The following is a 20,354-nucleotide window of genomic DNA, read 5'->3' as shown; positions in this document are numbered from 1 at the left end:
GGGCCCGCACTGTCAGCGTTAAGCGGCCATTGGTGGTTCCTGCATCCGTCTGCGGCCGGACCGGTCGGGGATGCTGATCGGTGGTAGGGCATCGAAGCCGTGCCTGATGCCCTCTGGTCGGAGCTTGAGGTAGAGCGTGGTGGTGTCCATGTTGGAGTGCCGCATCGACCGCTGGACCACGAAGTCACTGACGCCGGCCTCGTGCATTTCAGTGGCCAAGGAAGCCCGCAGGTCGTGGGGACGGTGATTGAGACCAAGGCGCTTGATTGCTTCCCCGATGAGGCCGGAGACAGAGTTCCCCATGATGTGTCCCTCGCCCGCGGCGTGCAGACGGTTGGCCGTCCGGTTGGGAAACCAATAGCCAGTCCTGGGCATTTGCAGGAACAGCGGCCAGACGGCCGCGGGGACGGGCAGCGTGGCCGGTTTGCGGCCCTTCCCGATGGTAGACAGGGTCCGGGCCTGCCAATCGATGTCAGCGCCATTCACGGCCGCGATCTCAGAGACTCGCAAGCCGAGGTAGTAATGCAGCGCGACCATCACCCGAGTCTTCCGGTAGATCCCGCTCTGCAACAGGGTGTTGATCTCTTCGACGGTGAAGGGATTGGGCTCGCGCTTCCTGGTAGCCACCCGGGGCAGCCGGTAGGCCGGGTTGTCCAAGCGCAGCCCCTCATCCTGCATCCAGGCGAAGAACGTATGCAAACCGGATCGACGGTGCACCCTGGTGGAATTTGACCAGCGCTGCTGCGCCAGCCACATAATGAGTTGCTTCCTGGTCACCGTCTCCAGGCTGTCGATGTCTCGGTCCAACTGCCTGATGAAAATCAGGCGCTCGCGGATTGTCTTTTCGGTGAGGTCTGCTGCTTTCATGCAAGCGGTCCAGTAGTTCAGCGTGTCGTTAGTCTCCATTTGGTGCCCCCTGCTTTATCGTGTCTTTCCGGTGTAGTTTCTACACTGATTTGCCCTTGATTTCAGGGCGATATTCTGGAAGTTTTGCCTGTTCAGGGGCCTGCTGCGCAGGCCCCTTTCTTTTTGTTTTTCCCATCACCGCAGAGGGAGGGAGGGGCGAGGAGGGCAGGGGCCTGCCTTGTCAGACCAACAGAAAAAGAATCTGTGGTCATTCAAGGCAAGCTGGTGAGACACCGCGTCAGTCGGTCGGTTGTCGTCGGTTGGCTGCTGGTTAGGCAGCTGAGCAAGGCCCAGGGCATTACTCCTGGGCAGTGGCGGCATATGCGCACGGATCTGGTGAACTGGGTTCACGGTCGGTCTTGGCACTCCTTCGCATGTGCGGCCTTCAGGCTCGCTTTATGGACCCTGCCCGTGCGCTCGAAAAGGAACTGGCTCTGACCCAGTAAGCAGCCCACGGAACAAGGCTTAGCGTGTTGGTGGGCGCGCGAAAGCACCAGGCGGGGTAGCCGTACCGCCTTGTATGAGCGGCAAGCAGGCACGGCTATGGACGGGGTGCGTTGGCAGTGGTTAGACTGGTGGCGCGATCAGGGTCCGTAGCCGGGGACTGATTGCCTTGCCGGCCCGGATGTTGACGCATCCGGCCGGCTTTCTTTTTAGGTTTTGGGGGCAGCTCGCTGACGTAGTTCTGCGTACAGGCAGAGCAGCTCCGCGAGACGTTGCTCGCGGGTCATGCTGCGGCCTCGCCGGCCGCAACGATGGGCGGCGTCCAGAGGACTAAGAACGGACCGAGGTGGAACCGGATCACCGCCTCTTCGGATGCCAGCGCGTTGAAAATATCGCCATCCCAGGCCGGGTACCAGTAGTCCTCGTAACCAGGAATTCCTGGGCGCTTCTGCATAGATACGCACTGGTAGTTCGGAGCCTCGTTGAGGCCGTCAGGATCTCCAAGGACCACTGAGAAGGGCGGGAGAGCGTCGAGCTCCGCCACGGTGGTCAGCATCGAACCTACGGCGGGCCACGTCGCTGCGGCGCTCATGCAGCGATCTCCAGGGGGAGGTCAGCGAAGTGCTCACGGCGTAAGGGGAAAGCCAAAACTTCTGCCGAACCGCCAACCTTGTAATCCGCCGGTCGGGGGTTCGATTCCCTCCTGGGGCACACACGAAGCGGCCGGGCCTGCACAAGCGCAGGTCCGGGCCGCTTCGAACCCGGGGCGGTTGCTGCGAATGGCGCACTGCGCTTCTGTTCGAGCACTTGGTGTCGAGGACCTGCTCGCCGGCTTACGCGAGGCTGTCCGCCGCCGCCGAGCCGGGGGCTACGGACCAGTCGCCGTCCGAGATGATGCGGACGTAACCAGGAGTGGTCAGCCTGACCGTTTCGGAGAACCTGCCTTCGGTGTCCACCGGAAGTTCGGACATATCATCAGCTCCAAAGCCTTCGACCAGGAAGCGGCCATCGCCGTGGTGGGTGACTGTGGCCTCGTTGGACTCTGTCCCGAAATACAGGACGGTGTCGCCGTGGCCTTCGACGGGCCCGTCAACGGCGGAAACTTCCGACAAATCCCTTACCGTCAGGGCCCACGAACCCGTGGCGGTGACCTCGAACTCATCGGTTGTTGAGCCTGCGAATATATCCACCAGGTGCTCGCCAAAATACGGACCCTGCGTATCCACCAGCACTCCGTCCAGGCCGTTGGTTCTTACAACGGTGGCGCCCGTGCAGTCATTGCATTGGAACGACACCAGAGCCGGTAAACCATCCAGGTCCAGCGTCTGGACGCTGTCATCGCCGGTTCCGGTGACTGTCTGGGTGGCCACCGCAGTGAAGCGTCCCAGCGGGCCCTGGGTGGGCACTGCAAGGCTTCCCCTGGGCGCAGTTTCGGTATCTTTGACCCCTGTTGGGTGGGATCCGGCAAGATTGAGGCCGCCCAGCGCCACAGCAACTGTGACAGCCGCCAGGGCCACAGCGTTCAGGGCGCAGAGAACACCCGTCAAAATGAACGCCAGCACCTTGTTGTTCTGATAGCCCATCAGAGTTTTACCGGTGGCGTCGGTTTGTTTGTTGGCCAGCACCAGCACGATGTCCACCAGCGTCCAGATTCCCAGTCCGCCCAACGTCAGCAACTTCGCAATGCCAGTTCCGGTTCTGCCGAGATAAAAACGGTCAACGCCAAAGCCGCCCAGGAACAGGGCAAAAAGCCAGGTAGCGACGAAGGACTTCCTGCCGCCGTCCCGCTCGTGGACTTGCACGGGATGCGGGCCCAAAGCCCCATACCCCTGTTGGTGTAACTGGCTCAAAGACAGTCCCCTCCGGCGCCGCCGCCTACCCCCAATAAACCCGGCGTGGAAAACCACACTGACTGGATAATAACGCCACGAGCGCGATTCGCTCTGCCTACCGAACGGTAAACGGCACCAAGCGCTCGGCGCAGGACACACGTCCGAGGGTCGGGACACCGGCTGCCGCACGGTTGTTTACCCCGGTGTCGTCGCACCAATCCACATTATGCGGATAAGCGGACACAAGCGCCTCACCAGCCGCGACTCCGGCAGGAACCTCAAAACGATAGGTAAAACTGCCCGCATCCGCCATGGGTGCCGTGTCCTTCAGGACCTCAACGCCGGCCGCGTCGGTGACACTGACAGCCACGCGGGCATTATCGCCATAGCGCGGATCGCAGCCGGCGTCCAGGGCCGCCACAACGACGGTCTCCCCCGCCGAGGCCATGGAAGGTGTCACCGTATACTCAGGCGGCATGCATGGGGGCGGCTTGCCCCAGGTGTTGCTGCAACCGGCGGATCCACCCATCAGGACCACGCCGATGGCCGCCAGAACCACTGATTTGTTGCGGCTGGGCAAGCACCGCTGCAATATGCACCCCATCGGGCAAGTATGTGTCGCCTTCACAGGAAAAAGAGGCCACGCTGCAGGTTTGTGCCCGGATTGTTGCGCGATCCAACCCCTGCTAGGCCTGCAGCAGATGCGGAGCCTCAACCAGCGAGCGCACCACGCTCCCGGCCGCGCCGAGCAGCGCGCCCGGATCCCCCACGGCGGTAACGGTGAGCTGGCCGGGGGTGAACTTGCCCGGCGCGTACTTTTCCAGGCTGGCCAGGAGCGGTGCGCGCAGCCACTGGTCGAGGACCGCGAAATGCCCACCCAGCACCACGGAACCAACGTTCACCACCCGCGCGGTGGATGCGAGCGCCACACCGAGGGCCCGGCCTGCCCGGTCCACGGCGGCCCGGGCGCCAGGGTCGCCCGAGTCAAGAGCTGACAACAGGGCTGCGAGCGCGGCTGACCGTGTTACCGGCAGGCCAGCCATTCCGGCCGCAGCAAAGATGGCGTCCTGGCCCGCCACCGTCTCCAGGCAGCCGGTTCCCCCGCAGGAGCACCGGGTGCCGCCGGGGTCCACCACCACGTGGCCCACCTCGCCGGCATGGCCCGCCGGCCCGGTGAACAACTCGGCGCCGATCACCAGTCCGCCACCCACGCCCACCTCGCCCGAAACAAACAGGAAGTCAGCATCGCCGGCAGGTCGGCGCGCAATCTCCGCCAGGGCAGCGGCATTGGCTTCGTTGAACAGCGCCACGCCCAGCGGCGACCCCGGCAGCAGCGCAGCAAGGTCCAGCGGCACGCCTTCCCAGCCCAGGTTGGGGGCGGCCAGCACCATGGACCGTGCCGGATCCACAAGCCCAGGCACCGCCAGCCCGCCGCCCACGATCTGGATGCCCCGCCCGGTTGCTTCAACACGGAGGCTTGCCGCGAGCGCGGCCAGGGCAGCCACCACGGGACCCGGCTCGCTGTCCCTGTTATCCCGCTCCCTTACCTCGCGCAGCAGCAAGGTTCCGGACAGGTCCGTCACCCCGGCCGCGATGTAGTCCACGTTGATTTCCATCCCCATGACGGCCCGGGCGGGATTAAGTTCAAGTCCGACGCCGGGCCGGCCGCGTTCGCCCTGCGGGTTCAGTCCGGTTTCGCGGACCAGGCCGGCGTCCAGGAGCGCAACCACGAGACTGGAAACCGACGCCTTGGTCAACCCGGTGGTAGCGGCCACGTGGGCGCGGGTGAGGTGGACGCCGGCAGGCTGCCGGGCAATCCTGCCCATCACCAGGGCCAGGTTGCTCCTGCGGACGTCGCCCATGTTGCCTGGCACGGCAAGGGCGGCGGCCTGCGCAGGCATCGCCATCGGGTCCCCCTCTCGGAAAAATTCCTGGCCGGCAATCTGCCGGAACTGTTGACCCAACCCTACGTCGGCTCATATAGTTCAGGCAATGAACTAATCGTCGCGCACCGCGGCCCGACTGCAAGGATGCATCATGGCTCTCTCCCCCACTCCCGATGACAAGTTCACTTTCGGCCTCTGGACCGTCGGCTGGACCGGCGCCGATCCCTTCGGTGTGGCCACCCGCGATGCACTGGACCCCGTGGAGGCGGTGCACCGCCTCAGCGACCTGGGCGCCTACGGCATCACGTTCCACGACAACGACCTGGTTCCCTTCGACGCCACAGCATCGGAGAAGGACCTGATCCTCAAGAACTTCAAGGCAGCCCTGGCCGAGACGGGCCTGAAGGTGCCCATGGTCACTACCAACCTGTTCAGCCACCCCGTCTTCAAGGACGGCGGTTTCACCTCCAACGACCGCTCCATCCGCCGGTTCGCGCTCAGCAAGGTACTGCGCAACATCGACTCCGCAGCAGAGTTCGGCGCCGAGACCTTCGTGATGTGGGGCGGCCGCGAGGGCAGCGAATACGACGGTTCCAAGGACCTCTCAGCAGCCCTGGACCGAATGAAGGAAGGCGTGGACACGGCCGCCGCCTACATCAAGGACAAGGGCTACAACCTCCGCATCGCCCTGGAACCGAAGCCCAACGAACCACGCGGCGACATCTTCCTGCCCACCGTGGGCCACGGCCTGGCGTTCATCGCCCAGCTGGAGCACGGCGACATTGTGGGCCTGAACCCGGAGACCGGCCACGAACAGATGGCCGGCCTGAACTTCACGCACGGCATCGCGCAGGCGCTGTGGGCGGGCAAGCTCTTCCACATCGACCTCAACGGCCAGCGCGGCATCAAGTACGACCAGGACCTGGTGTTTGGCCACGGCGACCTGACCAGCGCCTTCTTCACCGTTGACCTGCTGGAGAACGGCTTTCCCAACGGCGGCGCCACATACGACGGCCCCCGCCACTTCGACTACAAACCCTCCCGCACCGACGGCTACGACGGTGTCTGGGAGTCCGCAAAGGCAAACATGGCCACCTACCTGCTGCTCAAGGAACGCGCCCTGGCGTTCCGCGCGGACCCGCAGGTCCAGGAAGCCCTGGCGACGTCCGGTGTCTTTGAACTCGGCGAGTCCACCCTCGCCGTCGGCGAAACCACGGCGGACCTGCTGGCAGACACCACGGCATTCGAGTCCTTCGACGCCGACCAGGCCGCCGAGCGCTCGTTCGCGTTTGTCCGCCTCAACCAGCTGGCCATCGAGCACCTGCTCAACGCCCGCTGACCCGCCGCGCACTCCGCGCCACCTGGCACCCAACAATGCGCCGCCGTCGGGCTTTCCAACAACATGGAAAGCCAGACGGCGGCGTACGCACCTAAGGAATCCCATGGCCCTCGTTGCCGGCATCGACAGTTCCACCCAGTCCTGCAAGGTAGTGATCCGCGACGCGGGCACCGGCGCGCTGGTCCGCCAGGGCCGGGCCACCCATCCTGACGGCTCCGAGGTGCATCCGGACCGCTGGTGGGACGCACTTCAGGAAGCCATCGGCCAGGCCGGCGGGCTCGACGATGTGGCGGCGCTTTCGGTGGGCGGCCAGCAACACGGCATGGTGGTCCTGGACAGGGGCGGGAACGTCATCCGCCCGGCCCTGCTCTGGAATGACACCCGCAGTGCCCCTGCCGCCGCGGAACTCATCAAAAACGCGGGCGACGGCGATCCCGCCTCGGGTGCCAGCTACTGGGCCGGGGCAACGGGCACCGTCCCGGTCGCCTCCCTGACGCTGACCAAGCTCCACTGGCTGGCGGCCAACGAACCGGAGAACGCCGCAAAAGTGGCCGCCGTGTGCCTGCCGCACGACTGGCTGAGCTGGCGGCTTGCCGGCCACGGCCCCGTGGAGCACGGCGAAGCCAACCTGGGAGCACTCACCACCGACCGGTCCGATGCGTCCGGGACCGGCTACTACTCCACTGCCACTGACTCATACCTGCCCGACGTCATTAGAGCGTCCCTGGGCCACGTCCCGATCCTGCCCAAGGTTGTGGGCCCGCTCGAGGCCGCAGCAACAACTCCGGCCGGTGCCCTGATCGGCCCGGGCGCTGGAGACAACGCCGCGGCCGCGCTGGGTGTTGGCGCCACTGTGGGCGACGTGGTGCTCTCCCTGGGCACGTCCGGAACCGTCTTCGCCGTCTCCGCCACGCCGGCTGCCGACGCCACCGGCCTGGTGGCCGGCTTTGCCGACGCCACCGGGAACTACCTGCCCCTGGCCTGCACCCTCAACGCCACCCGCATCTTCGACGCCACCGCCGCGCTGCTGGACGTCAGCCTCGGGGAACTCAACGGCCTTGCCCTGTCGGCCGGCTCCGGCGCCGGCGGGCTGACCCTGGTTCCCTACTTCGATGGCGAGCGCACCCCCAACCTGCCGGACGCCACCGGCTCCCTCCACGGCATCACCCGCGCCAACTACTCACCGGCCAACCTGGCGCGCGCCGCCGTCGAAGGCGTGGTGGCGTCCCTGGCCGATGGCCTCGCAGCACTTCAAGCCCAGGGCGTGCAGGCTGCCCGGATCATCCTGGTGGGCGGCGGGGCGCAATCCACAGCCGTCCGGGAGGCCGCATCCGCCCTGATCGGATTGCCCACCCTGGTGCCCCGTCCCGGCGAATACGTTGCCGACGGCGCCGCCCGGCAGGCCGCCGCCGTCCTCACCGGACAGTTCCCCACCTGGGAACTCGACGCCGAGGAGCCGCAGCCCGCCAGCCCTGCCCCTGAGGTCCTGGCCCGCTACCGCAGCTACGCGGCCCTGCACTTCCCCGCGTAGGCTGTCGTCGGATCGGGACAACGGCGGCAATGCCCGCGGCCCGGTCTGGCATACTTCGGATCATGCCCGCCCGCGATCAGCAGCCTGCCACCCCTGAGACCAGCATCAATTCCCCGGAACGCCTCCAATTCGAGGCTTTCCTCAATGAGCACCGGCTGGCCCTCAACGCGTGCCTCGACGGGCTGACGGAAGAACAGGCCCGGCGCCGGCTGGTCGCCTCCCGGACCACACTGCTGGGGCTGGTCAAGCACGTGACGTTTGTTGAGCGGGTCTGGTTCGATGAGGCCATCACGGCGCGCCCCAGAATGGAGATCGGCATCCCGGACTCGCCTGACGAATCGTTCATCCTTGCCCCGGAGGACTCCATCGCCTCCGTCCGGGAACTGCACCGGCAAGCCTGCGCCGCGTCCGCCGAGGCCACCGCAGCCCTGGACCTCACGGACCTGCTGCCCGGCAACCGCCGCGGACCACTCCCCCTCCGCTGGGTGTACCTGCACATGATCCGCGAACTGGCCCGGCACTGCGGCCACGCGGACATCCTGCGCGAACAGATCCTCGCTGCGGACACCAACCCCCCATCCTGACAACGCAGTCCGGCCCGCCCCGCCGAAGCGGAACGGGCCGGAAGCCAGCGCCTTGCCTTAGCGCTTCTCGCAGGCGATGCCGTCGTTGTCGCGGTCAAGGTCGTATTCGCCCTTGTACCGCGCCGCGCCGTCGTTGTAGCTGTAAACGGTGCTGTTGACGCGGAACGTGGTGACCGGCTTGCCGCTGGTCTTGTCCCGGGCGCCGGAGCGGCCCACACCGTGCGGATAAACCTTATTCAGCTCCGTACAGTTTTTGTACGACTTCGGCGCGGCGGCCGAGGCCGGAACGGCCGTTGAGCCCAGGACGATGACGGTACCCGCCAGGGACGCAATAATCAGGTTTTTCAGGCGCACGTACGTGGACTCCCCCATAAAAGGCCCCGGCCGCCAGCCGGCGGGGCAGGAAAATAGTAACCCGCCGCCGCCCCGTCGGCTGTTTCCGGTTGGTAACGCGGACCCGCGCCGTGACGCAACGCGGGCCCGCGATCCTTGCACCAGGTCAGGCGTACGGGAGGACCAGCTCCGCGTAGCGCTCCTTGACCGTGGACAGGACGGTGTTGCCGTCGGTGTCCCAGATCTCCTGGTTGAAGATTTCCACCTCGATGTCGCCGGTGTAGCCGGCGTCGCGCACCCAGGTGCCGATCGTGGCGAAGTCCACCACACCGTCGCCCATGTATCCACGCGAGAGCAGCGGGTCTGCGGCGATGGGCATGTTGAAGTCGCACACCTGGTAGGAGGCGATCCGGTTTTCCCGGCCGGCGCGCGCAATCTGGGCCTTCAGTTCCGGATCCCACCAGACATGGAAGGTGTCGACGGCGACCCCCACCTCGGCGGCGGCAAAGGGCGCTGCGAGGTCCAGGGCCTGGCCCAGGGTGGAAATCAGGGCACGGTCCGCGGCGTACATCGGGTGCAGCGGTTCAAGGACCAGCCGGACGCCGTTTTCGGCGGCGAAGGGCACCAGGTCTGCGAGGCGGTCGGCGACGCGCCCGCGGGCGGCCACAACGTCCTTCTCTCCCGGACCCAGGCCACCCACCACCAGGAACAGCTCCCTGGTGTCCAGGGCCACTGCTTCAAGGATGGCGGCGCGGTTGTCGGCGAGGGCAGCTGCCTGCCCCTCGGCGTCGGGCGCTGTCAGGAAACCGCCGCGGCACAGGGAGGAGACCCGCAGGCCCGCGTCCTTGATCAGGCGCGCGGCCTTGTCCAGGCCGGCCTCCTCCACCCGGTCCCGCCAAGGGCCGATCGAGGGGATGCCGGCGTTGACGCAGCCTTCAACTACCTGTGCCAGCGTCCACTTCTTGGTGGTGGCACTGTTGATGGCGAGGCGGGAGAAGTCGCTCATACCCCCACCCCGTTGATCCGCAGGTAGTCGGACATCCGGAAGGCGGCCAGGGCCGGATCCTTCAGGAGTCCGGCCTGGTCGGCCAGTTCAAACGTCCGTGACAGGTGCGCTACCGAGCGGCCCGAGTGCAGGCCGCCCACCATCTGGAAGCCAGGCTGCTTGCCGTTGAGCCAGGACATAAACGCGATCCCGGTCTTGTAGTAGAACGTGGGGGCGCTGAAGATGTGCTTGCCCAGCTCACGGGTGGAGTCCAGGATTTCCCGCGCCTTGGCGGGGTTGCCCGCTTCGTAGTGCTGCAGCGCAACCGAGGCGGCCGGGTAGATGGCCGCGAAGATGCCCAGCAAGGCGTCCGAATGGTGGGTTCCGTCGCCGTCGATCAGTTCCGGATAGTTGAAGTCATCGCCGGTGTAGAGCCGGACGCCTTCAGGCAGGGCGGCCCGCAGGGCCACCTCGTGGCTGGCGTCGAGGAGGGAGACCTTAACGCCGTCCACCTTGGCGGCGTTGTCCTTGATGAGTCCCAGGAAGGTTTCGGTGGCAGCTGCCACGTCATCCGAACCCCAATACCCGGCCAGCGCGGGATCAAACATGGTGCCCAGCCAGTGCAGGATGACGGGCTGGTCAACTTCCTGCAGCAGGGTGCTGTAGACCTTCAAGTAGTCCTCGGGACCTGTGGCCACCTGGGCCAGGGCCCGCGAGGCCATCAGGATGATCTTGGGTCCGGCCTCCGAGACAACGGCGATCTGCTCGCGGTACGCCTCGAGGACTGCTTTCAGGCCGGCCTCGCCGGTGGGCAGGGTGGCCACGTCCAGCTGGTCCGTACCCGCACCGCAGGAGACGAGGTCGCGAACGGACTTCCCTGCAGTCGCGGCGTTGTTGCCGGCCACGACCGAGGCGGCTTCGACGCCGGTGCGCTTGATGAGCTGCTGGGTAGCGGCCCAGTCCAGGCCCATGCCCCGCTGGGCAGTGTCCATGGCATCGGCGACGCCCAGGCCGTAGGACCAGAGCTCGTGCCGGTAGGCCAGGGTGGCGTCCCAGTCCAGCCGGGCCGGGGCGCCGGGTGTGTTGTCAGCGGAAACTTCGGGGATGACGTGTGCCGCGGCGTAAGCGCGGCGGGCTGTCAGGGGGGCCGTGGGCCGGGCCCAGCTGGTGTTGCCCCGCAGCCGGTATTCCCGGGTGCCGCCGTCGTTGGAGGGAAGGATAAGGGACGTCATCAGAGGGTGATCTCCGGGATGTCGATGGTGCGGCGTTCGTCGTTGGACTGCAGGCCGAGTTCTGCCAGCTGCACGCCACGGGCTGCGGAAAGCAGGCCAAAGCGGTGTTCGCGGCCGGCGACGACGTCGCGCAGGAACTCTTCCCACTGCAGCTTGAAGCCGTTGTCGAGTTCGGCGTTGGCGGGAACTTCCTGCCACTGGTCGCGGAAGGATTCCGTAACGGGCAGGTCCGGGTTCCAGACCGGCTTGGGAGTGTGGGCGCGCTGCTGTGCAACACACTTGTTCAGGCCGGCGACGGCGGAGCCATGGGTGCCGTCGATCTGGAATTCCACCAGTTCGTCGCGGTAGACGCGGACGGCCCAGGAGGAGTTGATCTGGCCCACGACGGCGTCGCCGGCAGGGGTCTCGAGCTCGAAGATGCCGTAGGAGGCGTCGTCGGCCGTGGCCTTGTATTCCTTGCCGGCCTCGTCCCAGCGGGCAGGGATGTGGGTGGCGGTCTTGGCGCTGACGCTCTTGACCTTGCCGATGATGCCTTCGAGGACATAGTTCCAGTGGCAGAACATGTCCGTGGTCATTCCGCCGCCGTCTTCCTTGCGGTAGTTCCAGGACGGGCGCTGCGCAGCCTGCACGTCGCCTTCGAAGACCCAGTAGCCGAATTCGCCGCGGATGGAGAGGATGCGGCCGAAGAAGCCTTCATCCACCAGGCGGCGGAGCTTGACCAGCCCGGGGAGGTACAGCTTGTCGTGGACAACGCCTGCGGTGACGCCGGCGTCCTTGCCGATGCGGGCCAGCTCGATGGCTTCCTCGAGGGTTTCGGCGGTGGGCTTCTCCGTGAAGATGTGCTTGCCGGCCAGCATCGCCTTCTTAAGGGTGGCGGCGCGCAGGCTGGTCATGGACGCGTCGAAGATAACGTCGACGGTGGGGTCGTTGATGACCGAGTCCAGGTCGGTGGTCCATTCGGAGACCTTGTGCAGCTCGGCGAGTTCACGGATTTTTGCTTCGTTGCGGCCCACCAGGATGGGTTCCACCTGGACGCGGGTGCCGTCTTCGAGGGTGAAGCCGCCGGCGTCGCGGATGGGAAGGATGGAGCGCAGCAGGTGCTGGCGGTAACCCATCCGGCCGGTGATGCCGTTCATGGCGATGCGGATGGTTTTTGTTTCGAAGCCCATGTGTCCTCCACGGTGAGTGAGCAGTGTTACTCAAGCTGATTGGGAAAGCGCATTCCCACTGCTTCAATGATGCACCGGAAAGGACAGGGTTGGCAAGCGCTTTCCGCAAAGAACTTCCCCTGCCATACTGGGGGAACTGTTATTTGGCCCACTTTTTACGTTGACCAGGAGATGTTGTGGCTGCTAGTACCCTGACCGAAGTGGCCCGGCTTGCCGGGGTATCGCCTGCCACGGCGTCCCGTGTCCTGAACGGCTCGGCCCGCACCCCCGGGCCCGATATCGCCCAGCGGGTCCGCCAGGCAGCGGACTCCCTGGGTTACATTCCCAACGCGCAGGCCCAGGGCCTGGCGAAGTCCAGTTCGGGCCTGATCGGGCTGATTGTCCATGACATCGCCGATCCTTACTTCGCGGCAATTGCCCGGGGCGTCCAGGACGCGGCCCGGGAACAGCGCCGCATGGTCCTGCTCGCCACAACAGGCGGGGCACCGGCCGAGGAGAAGGAAGCCGTGGCGGCGTTTGCGGCCCGGCGCGCCGACTCGATCGTCATCGCGGGCTCCCGCTCCGCCCGCAACGAGGATCTGCAGGACAACGCCGAACTGGCCGCGGAGCTGGACAGGTACTGCCGCAACGGCGGCCAGGTGGCTGTAGTGGGCCATCCCGTTGTTGGCGCGTCGGCCAGCGAGGGATACCACGTGGTGGCCGTCCCCAACGAGGAGCTTGCCCAATCGCTGGCGGCCAGCCTGGCCGAGGGCCGCGATTGCGATTTTGTGGTGATTGGCGGACCTGAGGGACTGTTCACCTCCGATGACAGGATCCGCGGCTTCCAGGCAGGCCTGGAGCGGGCCGGCCGGCCGGCTGCGGAACTGGTGCGGAGCGCCTTCAACCGCTCCGGTGGTTACGAGGCCGGGCTGGCGCTGGCCCAACGGCTCAAGGCGGCCGGCCCCGCCCGGCGGCCGCTCTGCATCTTCGCCGTCAACGACGTGATGGCCATCGGCGCCACGGCCGCGCTGCGCGCCGAAGGCCTGCGGATCCCCCGCGATGCCACCATCGCCGGGTTTGATGACATCGAGACGCTTCGTGACTTCCGCCCGGCGCTTTCAACGGTGCGGTTGCCGCTCGAAGACATCGGCCGCCTGGCCACCCGGGCCACCGCCCGCGGCGCGGCCGAACACCCGGATGAGGCCGGCCCACCCATCACGGGAGCCGTGACCCTGCGGCGCAGTACCGAGGCCGGGGCATGAGCGGCGGGCCTGTTGCGGGCCTGAGCGTGGTGCCCGCCGGGGCTGAAGGACCCAGGCCGGCCGTGCTGGTGCTCCCGGGCGGCGGCTATGCCCGCCAGGCGGATCACGAAGCCGAGCCGGTCGCCGAGTGGCTGGCGTCCCTGGGAATCCACGCGTTTGTGCTGCGCTACCGGGTGGCGCCGGACAGGCATCCCGCGCCCCTGACGGACGCCAAGGAAGCCATGCTGTACATCCGCAGCGGCGCCCACGGGCTGGACCTGGAACCAGGCCGGGTTGGCGTGCTGGGCTTCTCAGCCGGCGGGCACCTCGCTGCCACCCTGTCCACGGGTGTGGCCACGGGCAGTTCCCGGCTGGACGTGGATGCCAGCGTGCCGGACCGGACTGTCCTGTGCTATCCCGTGGTGTCCTACACCGCTGAAGTACACCAGGGCTCGGTGGATAACCTCCTGGGCGACGCGCCGCCGTCGGACCTCCTGGCCGAAGTCTCCGCAGAGCAACAGGTGGGCGCGGACACGCCGCCGGCGTTTGTCTGGCACACCGCCGACGACGCCGCCGTGCCCGTCAGCCACAGCCTGGGTTATGCAGGCGCCCTGATGGCCGCCGGCGTCCCGGCAGAACTGCATGTTTTCCCGAACGGCCGGCACGGGCTGGGGCTGGCCGGCGGCGAAGCGGGCCCGGACCAGTGGCCTGCCTTGTGCGCCGCGTGGCTGCAGCGCGCGGGCTGGGCCCTGTCCTGAAGCCGTGACCGGAGGCCTGTCCGGCCTTAGCCGAGGGCCCTGATGGCCCAGGCCGCGGTGTGGGTGTCACCCGGCTGGAGGTGGATCAGGTCAGTCCCTGAGTTGAAGGCATCCGGCGGGCAGGTCATGGGTTCCACGGCGAGGCCCAGCCGGTCCGGCTTGGTGGGTTTGTCGGCGGTGTGGATCTGCACCCAGGCCCACTCTGCACCCCATTCGAGCTCCACCCCGGTTCCGGAGGGATCGTGCACCCTGACGCGCGCCGTTTTCGAGTCATCGCTGGTGATGCCCGTGAATGCGTGGTCGATTTTTACCGGACCGAGCCGGCGCTCTGCGCGGAAATCGAAGCTGCCGCCCGCCACCTGCTTCATTCCCACCGGCAGCAGCCTGTCCGGCGTCACCGCAAGGTACTCGGAGGCTGGCAGTTCCAGGGTCCATTCGTCCAGCGGCGCCGGCCCTGCCACCAGGTAGGGGTGCGGGCACACGCCGTACGGCCCGGCCGTCCCGCCGGTGTTGGCGGCCCGGACGGAGCAGTGCAGGCCGTCGGCCGCCAGCGTGTAGCTGACTTCCAGGTCCAGGTCCGCAGGGTAGTGCGGACCCGCCTCGACGGTGCAGCCCAGGGTGACGGAGGAGTTGGTCGTCTCGCGCACGTCCCACACCTGGTCCGTCGCAAGCCCATGCAGGGCTGCGCCGCGCTCCGGTTCGTTGATCACAGCCTGGAACGCCGTGCCGGCGTACTCGTAGGCGCCGTCCGCCAGGCGGTTGGGCCACGGGGCGCAGATGACGCCCCGGTAGTCGGGAATCCTGCCCCCGGCCCCGAAGCCCACCACCAGGTCCCGGCCGTTGTGCTGCAGCTCCCGGAGGGCGCCCCCGCGTGAAGTGACCACCGCAGAGTAGGGCCCCATGGCGATGCTGGTTTCGGTCATGCGTCCTCCGGTTCGACAATATTGTTAGCGCTAAACAGCGTAGCCCAGATCCTGCCGGCGGGCACCGCCCGCAAAAGGGGCGGGTGCTGGCTACAGTAGCCTCATGGACATTCCGGACCCCGTCAATCGGGAACTGATCTCGGCGATCCGATCGGCCCTGGCGGACCATGCCGACCCGGGGCGGGCTGCCGGCGCCCAGGCCTATATGAAGTCGGAGCTCCCGTCGCTGGGCGTCCGCGTTCCCGATGTCCGCCGGATCGCAGGGGACGTCGCGGCAGGGCTGCCCTTTGAATCTGCGGATCAGCTTCGGGCCACGGTGCTGGAGCTGTGGCGCACCTCCACCGTGCGGGAGGAACGCTACGCTGCCATCGACCTGGCGGGCAACCGGATGGTGGCCCGGGATCTGCACATGCTTCCCGTTTATGAGGAGATCATCCGCACCGGCGCGTGGTGGGACTTTGTGGATGGTGTGGCCGGGAGGATCTGCGGACTGCTGCAGGCCCATCGGGATGAGATGACTGCGGTGATTCTGGCCTGGAGCACGGACCCCGATTTCTGGATCCGGCGATCGGCCATTCTGTCGCAGCTGAAGGCAAAGACTGCCACGGACACCCGGCTGTTGGCCCAGGTTATTGTGCCGAACCTGGCGGATGGGGAATTGTTCATCCGCAAGGCCATCGGGTGGTCCCTGCGCGAATACGGCAAGACGGCGCCGGGCTGGGTCCGGGGCTTCGTGGCGGAGAACTCAGCTTCCCTCAGCCAGCTCTCGCGCCGTGAAGCGTTGCGGCGGCTGCCAGGACCTTCCGGCGGCCCGGCCTGATGCCTGGCGGCTCAGATGACTGGGCGTTCCACCACGGGATCGCCGGCCTTGCGGAACAGTGAGCGCGTCCGTGGGTCCCAAAAGACCAGGTACAGGGCAAACAGGACCCCGGTGACCGCGGCAGCCACCCGCGCAAGGAGCAGGGCGAAGCCAACATCGCCTGTCTGCAGGTAGGGGAAAACTTCCAGCTGGTCGGAGTTGGCGTAGATGATGAAGAAGGACACCACAAAGTAGAGGGCCTTGACCTGCCAGTCGTTCCGGATCCCGGTGACGGCAAATAGCGGGATCAGCCAGACCACATACCAGGACTGGATGATCGGCGAGAGCAGCACCACGGCAGCGAACGCCAGCGTGAGCCGGCGCATCAACCGGTCGTAGTCCCCTTTGAGAATCAGCCACCCAGCGATGCCTACGGCCAGGAGTTTGCCGGCGTTGGCCACCACCGCCGAGAGCAGGGCGCCGTCCAGCCCGAAAGCGCTGCCGAGGGAGCCCACCACCATGCCGATCAGCCCCACCGGCGCATACCAGATGGAGATGCTGCCGGGAGCGGACAACCCGTTGATCCAGCCGAAGCCAAAGCCGTTAACAAGGCTCATGAGGACCAGCAGTGCCAGGCTGAGCCCGGCCGTCAGCGCCCAGAAACCGATCTTCCGCAGCCAGCCGGCGTCCCGGCCGGCCCAGAGCAGGCCAACGAACGGCAGGAACACAATGGTGATGGGTTTGACCGCGATGGAGAGGGTCACCAGGACGATGCCGCGGACCACCCGCCGGGTGGCCGCGTAGTACAGGCCTGCCAGGGCCAGGCCGATCATCAGTGAATCATTGTGGACGCTGGCGATGAAGTTGGTGAGGAACAGCGGGTTCGCGGCCGTCAGCCAGAGCGCCCGGTGGGGGTTCACACCATGCAGTTCGGCCAGCTTGGGGACATAAATGACGCAGAGCACCACGCCGGCCAGGGCCACCAGCCGGAACAGCATCACGCTGGCTTCGGGATGGACATTGGTGGACCACACCACGAACTGTTCGATCCAGAGGAACAGTTGACCGTAGGGAACGGGCGCCTCCGTCCACATCTTGTCCGCCCCGAGCTGGAAATAGTTGGAGAGGGCTGAGATCCCGTTCCGGTAGGGGTTGAAGCCCTCCACCATCAGCCGCCCCTGGCCGATATAGGCGTAGACGTCCCGGCTGAACAGCGGCACGCTGAACATCATGGGCAGGCTCCAGGCCCCGATCGCGGTCAGCGTCGCCCGGCGGGCCCGCGGACCCCAGACGCGCACACGCTGCCCCAGCCTCAGCCAGGCCCGGACCAGCAGCATGCCGCCCACGGCCAGCAGCACAATGGAAAGCGCGACGCCGACGGCCTCGGCCCGCATCCAGATGAACAGCGGGACGCGGCGCAGCTCAGAGACGGGGGCCAGCCAGCCGACGCCCAGGGAGCCGATGAACATAAACAGCGAACCGACGAAGCCGGCAAGGATCGGGGAGCTGGGATTGTCCACCTCCGGGCCGGCCGCTCCGGCAGGGGCGGCCGCCTTCTCCCCCGTCGCGGGCATAGGCGCCGTCATCTTCAGGATCGTCCAATCTTTTGCTGTCCGCTGTTGCGTCCGCGCTTGGGCTGACCGGCGCGGCGCCGGGCAGTCCCGGGCGCGTTACTGCGGCAGCAGTGCAGGCCGCGTACCCGAAATCCTAGCACCGGCGTCCGGGTTGAAGGTGAAACGGTAGGCTGGTCCGGTGCCTATTTCTAACGAACGAATCGTCTGGATCGACTGCGAAATGACAGGTCTGGATATCGAAAACGATGCCCTGATCGAAGTCGCCGCGCTGGTCACCGATTCAGAACTGAACATCCTTGGCGACGGGGTGGATGTGGTCATCAAACCCGATGACGCAGCCCTGGCCCAGATGAATGATTTTGTCCGGGACATGCATACGACGTCGGGCCTCCTGAAGGAACTCCCGGCGGGCAAGACCATGGCCGAGGCCGAGGCCGCCGTTATGGCCTACATCTCCGAGTGGGTGCCGGACCCCCGCAAAGCGCCGCTGGGCGGCAACTCCGTGGGAACCGACCGGGTGTTCCTGTCCCGCGACATGCCCGCCGTTGTGGAGCACCTGCACTACCGGGTCATTGACGTCAGCACCATCAAGGAACTGTCCCGCCGCTGGTTTGCCCGGGCGTACTTCCAGTCCCCCGCCAAAAAAGGCGGCCACCGGGCGCTCGGTGACATCATCGACTCCATCGACGAACTCCGCTACTACCGGGAGGCCGTTTTTGTGCCCGCCCCGGGGCCTGACAGTGCCACGGCCAAGTCGATTGCCCGCCGGCTCACCGCCGGGGAGCACAACGAGGCGTAATTTCCGCCACGTTTTGCGGTTTTTTTGCCAAAAACAGCAAAAGTGGTGAAAGCACCCCCGAACAGCAGGTAAGCTATTTGAGTTGCCTTTCGAGGGAGCCGGTCAGCCGGTAAACCTGCGGGGCACATGGTGGGCTTAGCTCAGTTGGCAGAGCGCCTGGTTGTGGTCCAGGAGGTCGCGGGTTCAACCCCCGTAGCTCACCCGCACAGGATGGTCGTGGACCTTCCAAGAAGGAGGCCGTACCGGATACCCGGTGCGGCCTCCTTTGTTTGTTTCCTGCCCGGGCGAACCGGCCGGGGCCGCACGTCGAAGGACCGCTGAAGATGACTGTTCTGCCAATCACCATCTGGGGAGAGCCCGTACTCCATCGCCGGGCAGCCGAAGTGGAGGAGTTCGACGACGCGCTCCGCACCCTTATTGCCGACATGTTCGAAACGAACGACGCCGCCAATGGCGTGGGGCTGGCGGCACCCCAGGTGGGTGTGGGTAAACGGCTTTTCGTCTACAAATACGCCAACGACGACGGCGCTCCCGCCACCGCAGCCCTGGTCAATCCCGTCCTGACGCTCTCCAAGATCTCCGGTGCAGTCCCCGATCCGGATGAGGAGGAAGAGGGCTGCCTGTCCTTCCCGGGTGAGCAGTATCCGCTCAAGCGCGCCGACTGGGCGCGCGTGGAAGCCTTCGACGGATATGGCCAGCCGGTCGAGTTTGAGGCAACCGGCTGGTTTGCCCGGGTCATCCAGCATGAATTCGACCATCTCGACGGCAAGCTGTACGTCAACCGCCTGCTGGACCGTTATGGCCGCAAGGCAATGAAGCAGGCGAAAAAGCACGGCTGGGGCGTTCCAGGGCTGACGTGGCTCCCCGGCGTCGACCCGGACCCGTTCGGGCACTGACCCCACAGGGCAACGGCCAGGATCAGGGGACCCTGATGGCCTGCTGTCCGGGGCAGGAGCCCAGCACCCGGTTCATGGCGTCCTTTTCGGCAGCAGTCACCCAGAGGCCGTAGGCGGCTTTCACCGAAATCTGGCGGGCCACGTAATGACAGCGGATTGACTTGTTCGGCGGCAGCCAGGTGGCCGCGTCGCCCGCGCCTTTTTCCTGGTTCGCTGCGCCGTCCACAGCGATGAGGTTCAGCGGATCGTTGGCCAGGGCGGTGCGCTGTGCGGGGCTGAGCTGCTGGGCACCCTTTTGCCAGGCATCCGCCAGGGCCACCACATGGTCAACCTGCACGGCCTGGCTACTGTCAGGGCCCCGGTTGAAATTTATGCCGCGTGCCGTGTACGGGTCCGTGAACCGGCCGGCCGCGACGTTGCAGCGTGACCCCTCGCTGAACCGGACATCAGCCAGGTCGCGGCGGAGGATGTCGTTGCGCGTGTCGCACCCGTTGTGGTCCATGTCCAGCCACGCCGCGCCAAAGGCTTCCCGCTTGTATCCGCCCTTGCCTGCGCGGCCCTTTACCGGCAGCCCGTTGAGGACGTTGCCGGCTGCGCCGGCCGGCACGGCGTGGACGGGAGCCACCGGCTTCATCCAGCCCGGCTCGAAGACCGGGGCAACTGTGGGACCCGGCAACGATGGGCCGGCTGCGGCAAACTGCCCGGCAGTGAAGAACCAGAACAGTCCGGAAAGCAAGGCCAGGGCTGCAACGGCGAGCAGGGCCCACGCGGCCCGTGACCTGCGCCGGGCACGCCGGTACGCGGCCCAGCTGACGCTCACGGCTCAACGACGGTAGGTGTGGGGACAAGCATCAGGAAAGCCTAGGGCACCCGCAGCAGGGCTGCCCCGTTATCCACAGTGTGGAGGGCCACTCGACCCTTCGGTGGGACGGTTACTGTTCCCGGACCACCCTGCGGAGGTCCTCCTCGGCCACGGCCAGCAGGTCCTCAAGCTGGCGCACCCGGTCTGCACCGACGTCGCCCGTTTTGTGGCCCGCACGGGCCCCTTCCAAAAGCCGGATGGCTTCCTTGTGGTTGTCCTGTGCCACGTCGAGAGCGTGTTCGAGGGTGGTTTCGTGCCGGATTGCCTTTTCTTTTTCCATTC

Annotated in this window: 21 protein-coding genes and 1 tRNA gene; 9 read left to right on the top strand and 13 right to left on the bottom strand. The window is 66.5% G+C overall.

The features are described 5' to 3' along the window. Positions 1-18: 18 nt before the first annotated feature. From ASF72_RS07155 to ASF72_RS07135, 5 genes are all read right to left on the bottom strand, one after another. Positions 19-906, bottom strand: coding sequence for a tyrosine-type recombinase/integrase (locus ASF72_RS07155; protein ID WP_056597705.1), 888 nt, complete (start codon positions 904-906; stop codon positions 19-21). Positions 907-1,633: 727 nt separating this feature from the next. Next, on the bottom strand, positions 1,634-1,942 hold the full coding sequence (locus ASF72_RS07150) for a hypothetical protein (protein WP_056597703.1): 309 nt from the start codon (positions 1,940-1,942) through the stop codon (positions 1,634-1,636). A 241-nt stretch (positions 1,943-2,183) separates the two neighbouring features. Then, entirely contained in the window at positions 2,184-3,152 is a 969-nt protein-coding gene (locus ASF72_RS07145; protein WP_200933630.1) for a TM2 domain-containing protein, read from the bottom strand. 145 nt (positions 3,153-3,297) lie between these two features. Continuing rightward, positions 3,298-3,762, bottom strand: coding sequence for a hypothetical protein (locus ASF72_RS07140; RefSeq protein ID WP_231686017.1), 465 nt, complete (start codon positions 3,760-3,762; stop codon positions 3,298-3,300). Positions 3,763-3,868: 106 nt separating this feature from the next. Continuing rightward, positions 3,869-5,089, bottom strand: coding sequence for an ROK family protein (locus tag ASF72_RS07135; RefSeq protein WP_056597698.1), 1,221 nt, complete (start codon positions 5,087-5,089; stop codon positions 3,869-3,871). 130 nt (positions 5,090-5,219) lie between these two features. Here ASF72_RS07135 and xylA point away from each other — a divergent pair, with 130 nt between their 5' ends. The 3 genes from xylA to ASF72_RS07120 all read left to right on the top strand — a co-directional run bounded on the left by xylA (position 5,220) and on the right by ASF72_RS07120 (position 8,522). Next, complete coding sequence (xylA, locus tag ASF72_RS07130; RefSeq protein ID WP_056597696.1) at positions 5,220-6,407, top strand: xylose isomerase; 1,188 nt, start codon at positions 5,220-5,222, stop codon at positions 6,405-6,407. Positions 6,408-6,510: 103 nt separating this feature from the next. Beyond that, positions 6,511-7,938 carry a xylulokinase gene (locus ASF72_RS07125; RefSeq protein WP_056597694.1) on the top strand — a complete coding sequence of 476 codons (1,428 nt, stop codon included), beginning with the start codon at positions 6,511-6,513 and terminating at the stop codon, positions 7,936-7,938. A 62-nt stretch (positions 7,939-8,000) separates the two neighbouring features. Continuing rightward, a complete protein-coding gene (locus ASF72_RS07120) occupies positions 8,001-8,522 on the top strand; it encodes a DinB family protein (RefSeq protein WP_056597692.1) in 522 nt (173 codons plus the stop codon). Positions 8,523-8,579: 57 nt separating this feature from the next. Here the strand turns inward: ASF72_RS07120 and ASF72_RS07115 are convergent, their stop codons facing one another. The 4 genes from ASF72_RS07115 to ASF72_RS07100 form a co-directional block, all read right to left on the bottom strand. Continuing rightward, the gene (locus ASF72_RS07115) at positions 8,580-8,894 is read right to left on the bottom strand and encodes an excalibur calcium-binding domain-containing protein (protein ID WP_164468844.1); all 315 of its coding nucleotides are present in this window, start codon (positions 8,892-8,894) and stop codon (positions 8,580-8,582) included. 127 nt (positions 8,895-9,021) lie between these two features. Beyond that, positions 9,022-9,861 carry a sugar phosphate isomerase/epimerase family protein gene (locus ASF72_RS07110; RefSeq protein ID WP_056597689.1) on the bottom strand — a complete coding sequence of 280 codons (840 nt, stop codon included), beginning with the start codon at positions 9,859-9,861 and terminating at the stop codon, positions 9,022-9,024. After that, entirely contained in the window at positions 9,858-11,072 is a 1,215-nt protein-coding gene (locus ASF72_RS07105) for a dihydrodipicolinate synthase family protein (protein ID WP_056597687.1), read from the bottom strand. The genes ASF72_RS07110 and ASF72_RS07105 overlap by 4 nt, the downstream gene beginning before the upstream one ends. Then, positions 11,072-12,241, bottom strand: coding sequence for a Gfo/Idh/MocA family protein (locus tag ASF72_RS07100; protein ID WP_050684747.1), 1,170 nt, complete (start codon positions 12,239-12,241; stop codon positions 11,072-11,074). The genes ASF72_RS07105 and ASF72_RS07100 overlap by 1 nt, the downstream gene beginning before the upstream one ends. A 176-nt stretch (positions 12,242-12,417) precedes the next feature. Between ASF72_RS07100 and ASF72_RS07095 the strand changes: the two genes are divergently transcribed. Both ASF72_RS07095 and ASF72_RS07090 read left to right on the top strand, forming a co-directional pair. Continuing rightward, the gene (locus tag ASF72_RS07095; RefSeq protein WP_056597685.1) at positions 12,418-13,482 is read left to right on the top strand and encodes a LacI family DNA-binding transcriptional regulator; all 1,065 of its coding nucleotides are present in this window, start codon (positions 12,418-12,420) and stop codon (positions 13,480-13,482) included. Then, on the top strand, positions 13,479-14,219 hold the full coding sequence (locus tag ASF72_RS07090; protein WP_056597683.1) for an alpha/beta hydrolase: 741 nt from the start codon (positions 13,479-13,481) through the stop codon (positions 14,217-14,219). The genes ASF72_RS07095 and ASF72_RS07090 overlap by 4 nt, the downstream gene beginning before the upstream one ends. Positions 14,220-14,245: 26 nt before the next feature. Here ASF72_RS07090 and ASF72_RS07085 read toward each other — a convergent pair whose 3' ends face one another. After that, on the bottom strand, positions 14,246-15,142 hold the full coding sequence (locus ASF72_RS07085; protein ID WP_056597681.1) for an aldose 1-epimerase family protein: 897 nt from the start codon (positions 15,140-15,142) through the stop codon (positions 14,246-14,248). A 103-nt stretch (positions 15,143-15,245) separates the two neighbouring features. Between ASF72_RS07085 and ASF72_RS07080 the strand changes: the two genes are divergently transcribed. Then, positions 15,246-15,962, top strand: coding sequence for a DNA alkylation repair protein (locus ASF72_RS07080; RefSeq protein ID WP_056597679.1), 717 nt, complete (start codon positions 15,246-15,248; stop codon positions 15,960-15,962). An 11-nt stretch (positions 15,963-15,973) separates the two neighbouring features. Here the strand turns inward: ASF72_RS07080 and mptB are convergent, their stop codons facing one another. Beyond that, positions 15,974-17,527 carry a polyprenol phosphomannose-dependent alpha 1,6 mannosyltransferase MptB gene (gene mptB, locus ASF72_RS07075; RefSeq protein ID WP_056597676.1) on the bottom strand — a complete coding sequence of 518 codons (1,554 nt, stop codon included), beginning with the start codon at positions 17,525-17,527 and terminating at the stop codon, positions 15,974-15,976. 166 nt (positions 17,528-17,693) lie between these two features. On the opposite strand from mptB, the gene orn reads away from it, so the two are divergent. From orn to def, 3 genes are all read left to right on the top strand, one after another. Then, positions 17,694-18,314 carry an oligoribonuclease gene (gene orn / locus ASF72_RS07070; protein WP_082178210.1) on the top strand — a complete coding sequence of 207 codons (621 nt, stop codon included), beginning with the start codon at positions 17,694-17,696 and terminating at the stop codon, positions 18,312-18,314. Between the two features lie 129 nt (positions 18,315-18,443). Continuing rightward, positions 18,444-18,516 (top strand) — tRNA-His (locus ASF72_RS07065). 121 nt (positions 18,517-18,637) lie between these two features. After that, complete coding sequence (def, locus tag ASF72_RS07060) at positions 18,638-19,210, top strand: peptide deformylase (protein ID WP_056597673.1); 573 nt, start codon at positions 18,638-18,640, stop codon at positions 19,208-19,210. Between the two features lie 22 nt (positions 19,211-19,232). On the opposite strand, the gene ASF72_RS07055 is transcribed toward def, so the two are convergent. Then, positions 19,233-20,030 carry an HNH endonuclease family protein gene (locus ASF72_RS07055; RefSeq protein ID WP_056597671.1) on the bottom strand — a complete coding sequence of 266 codons (798 nt, stop codon included), beginning with the start codon at positions 20,028-20,030 and terminating at the stop codon, positions 19,233-19,235. 112 nt (positions 20,031-20,142) lie between these two features. Next, positions 20,143-20,352 carry a hypothetical protein gene (locus ASF72_RS07050; RefSeq protein WP_050684756.1) on the bottom strand — a complete coding sequence of 70 codons (210 nt, stop codon included), beginning with the start codon at positions 20,350-20,352 and terminating at the stop codon, positions 20,143-20,145. Positions 20,353-20,354 lie beyond the last annotated feature (2 nt).

The organism is Arthrobacter sp. Leaf141, from assembly GCF_001424565.1.
In the GTDB taxonomy this organism is placed as follows: domain Bacteria; phylum Actinomycetota; class Actinomycetes; order Actinomycetales; family Micrococcaceae; genus Arthrobacter.
The sequence above is the reverse complement of the archived record's forward strand: the minus strand, read 5'-3'. Positions and strand labels throughout refer to the sequence as shown.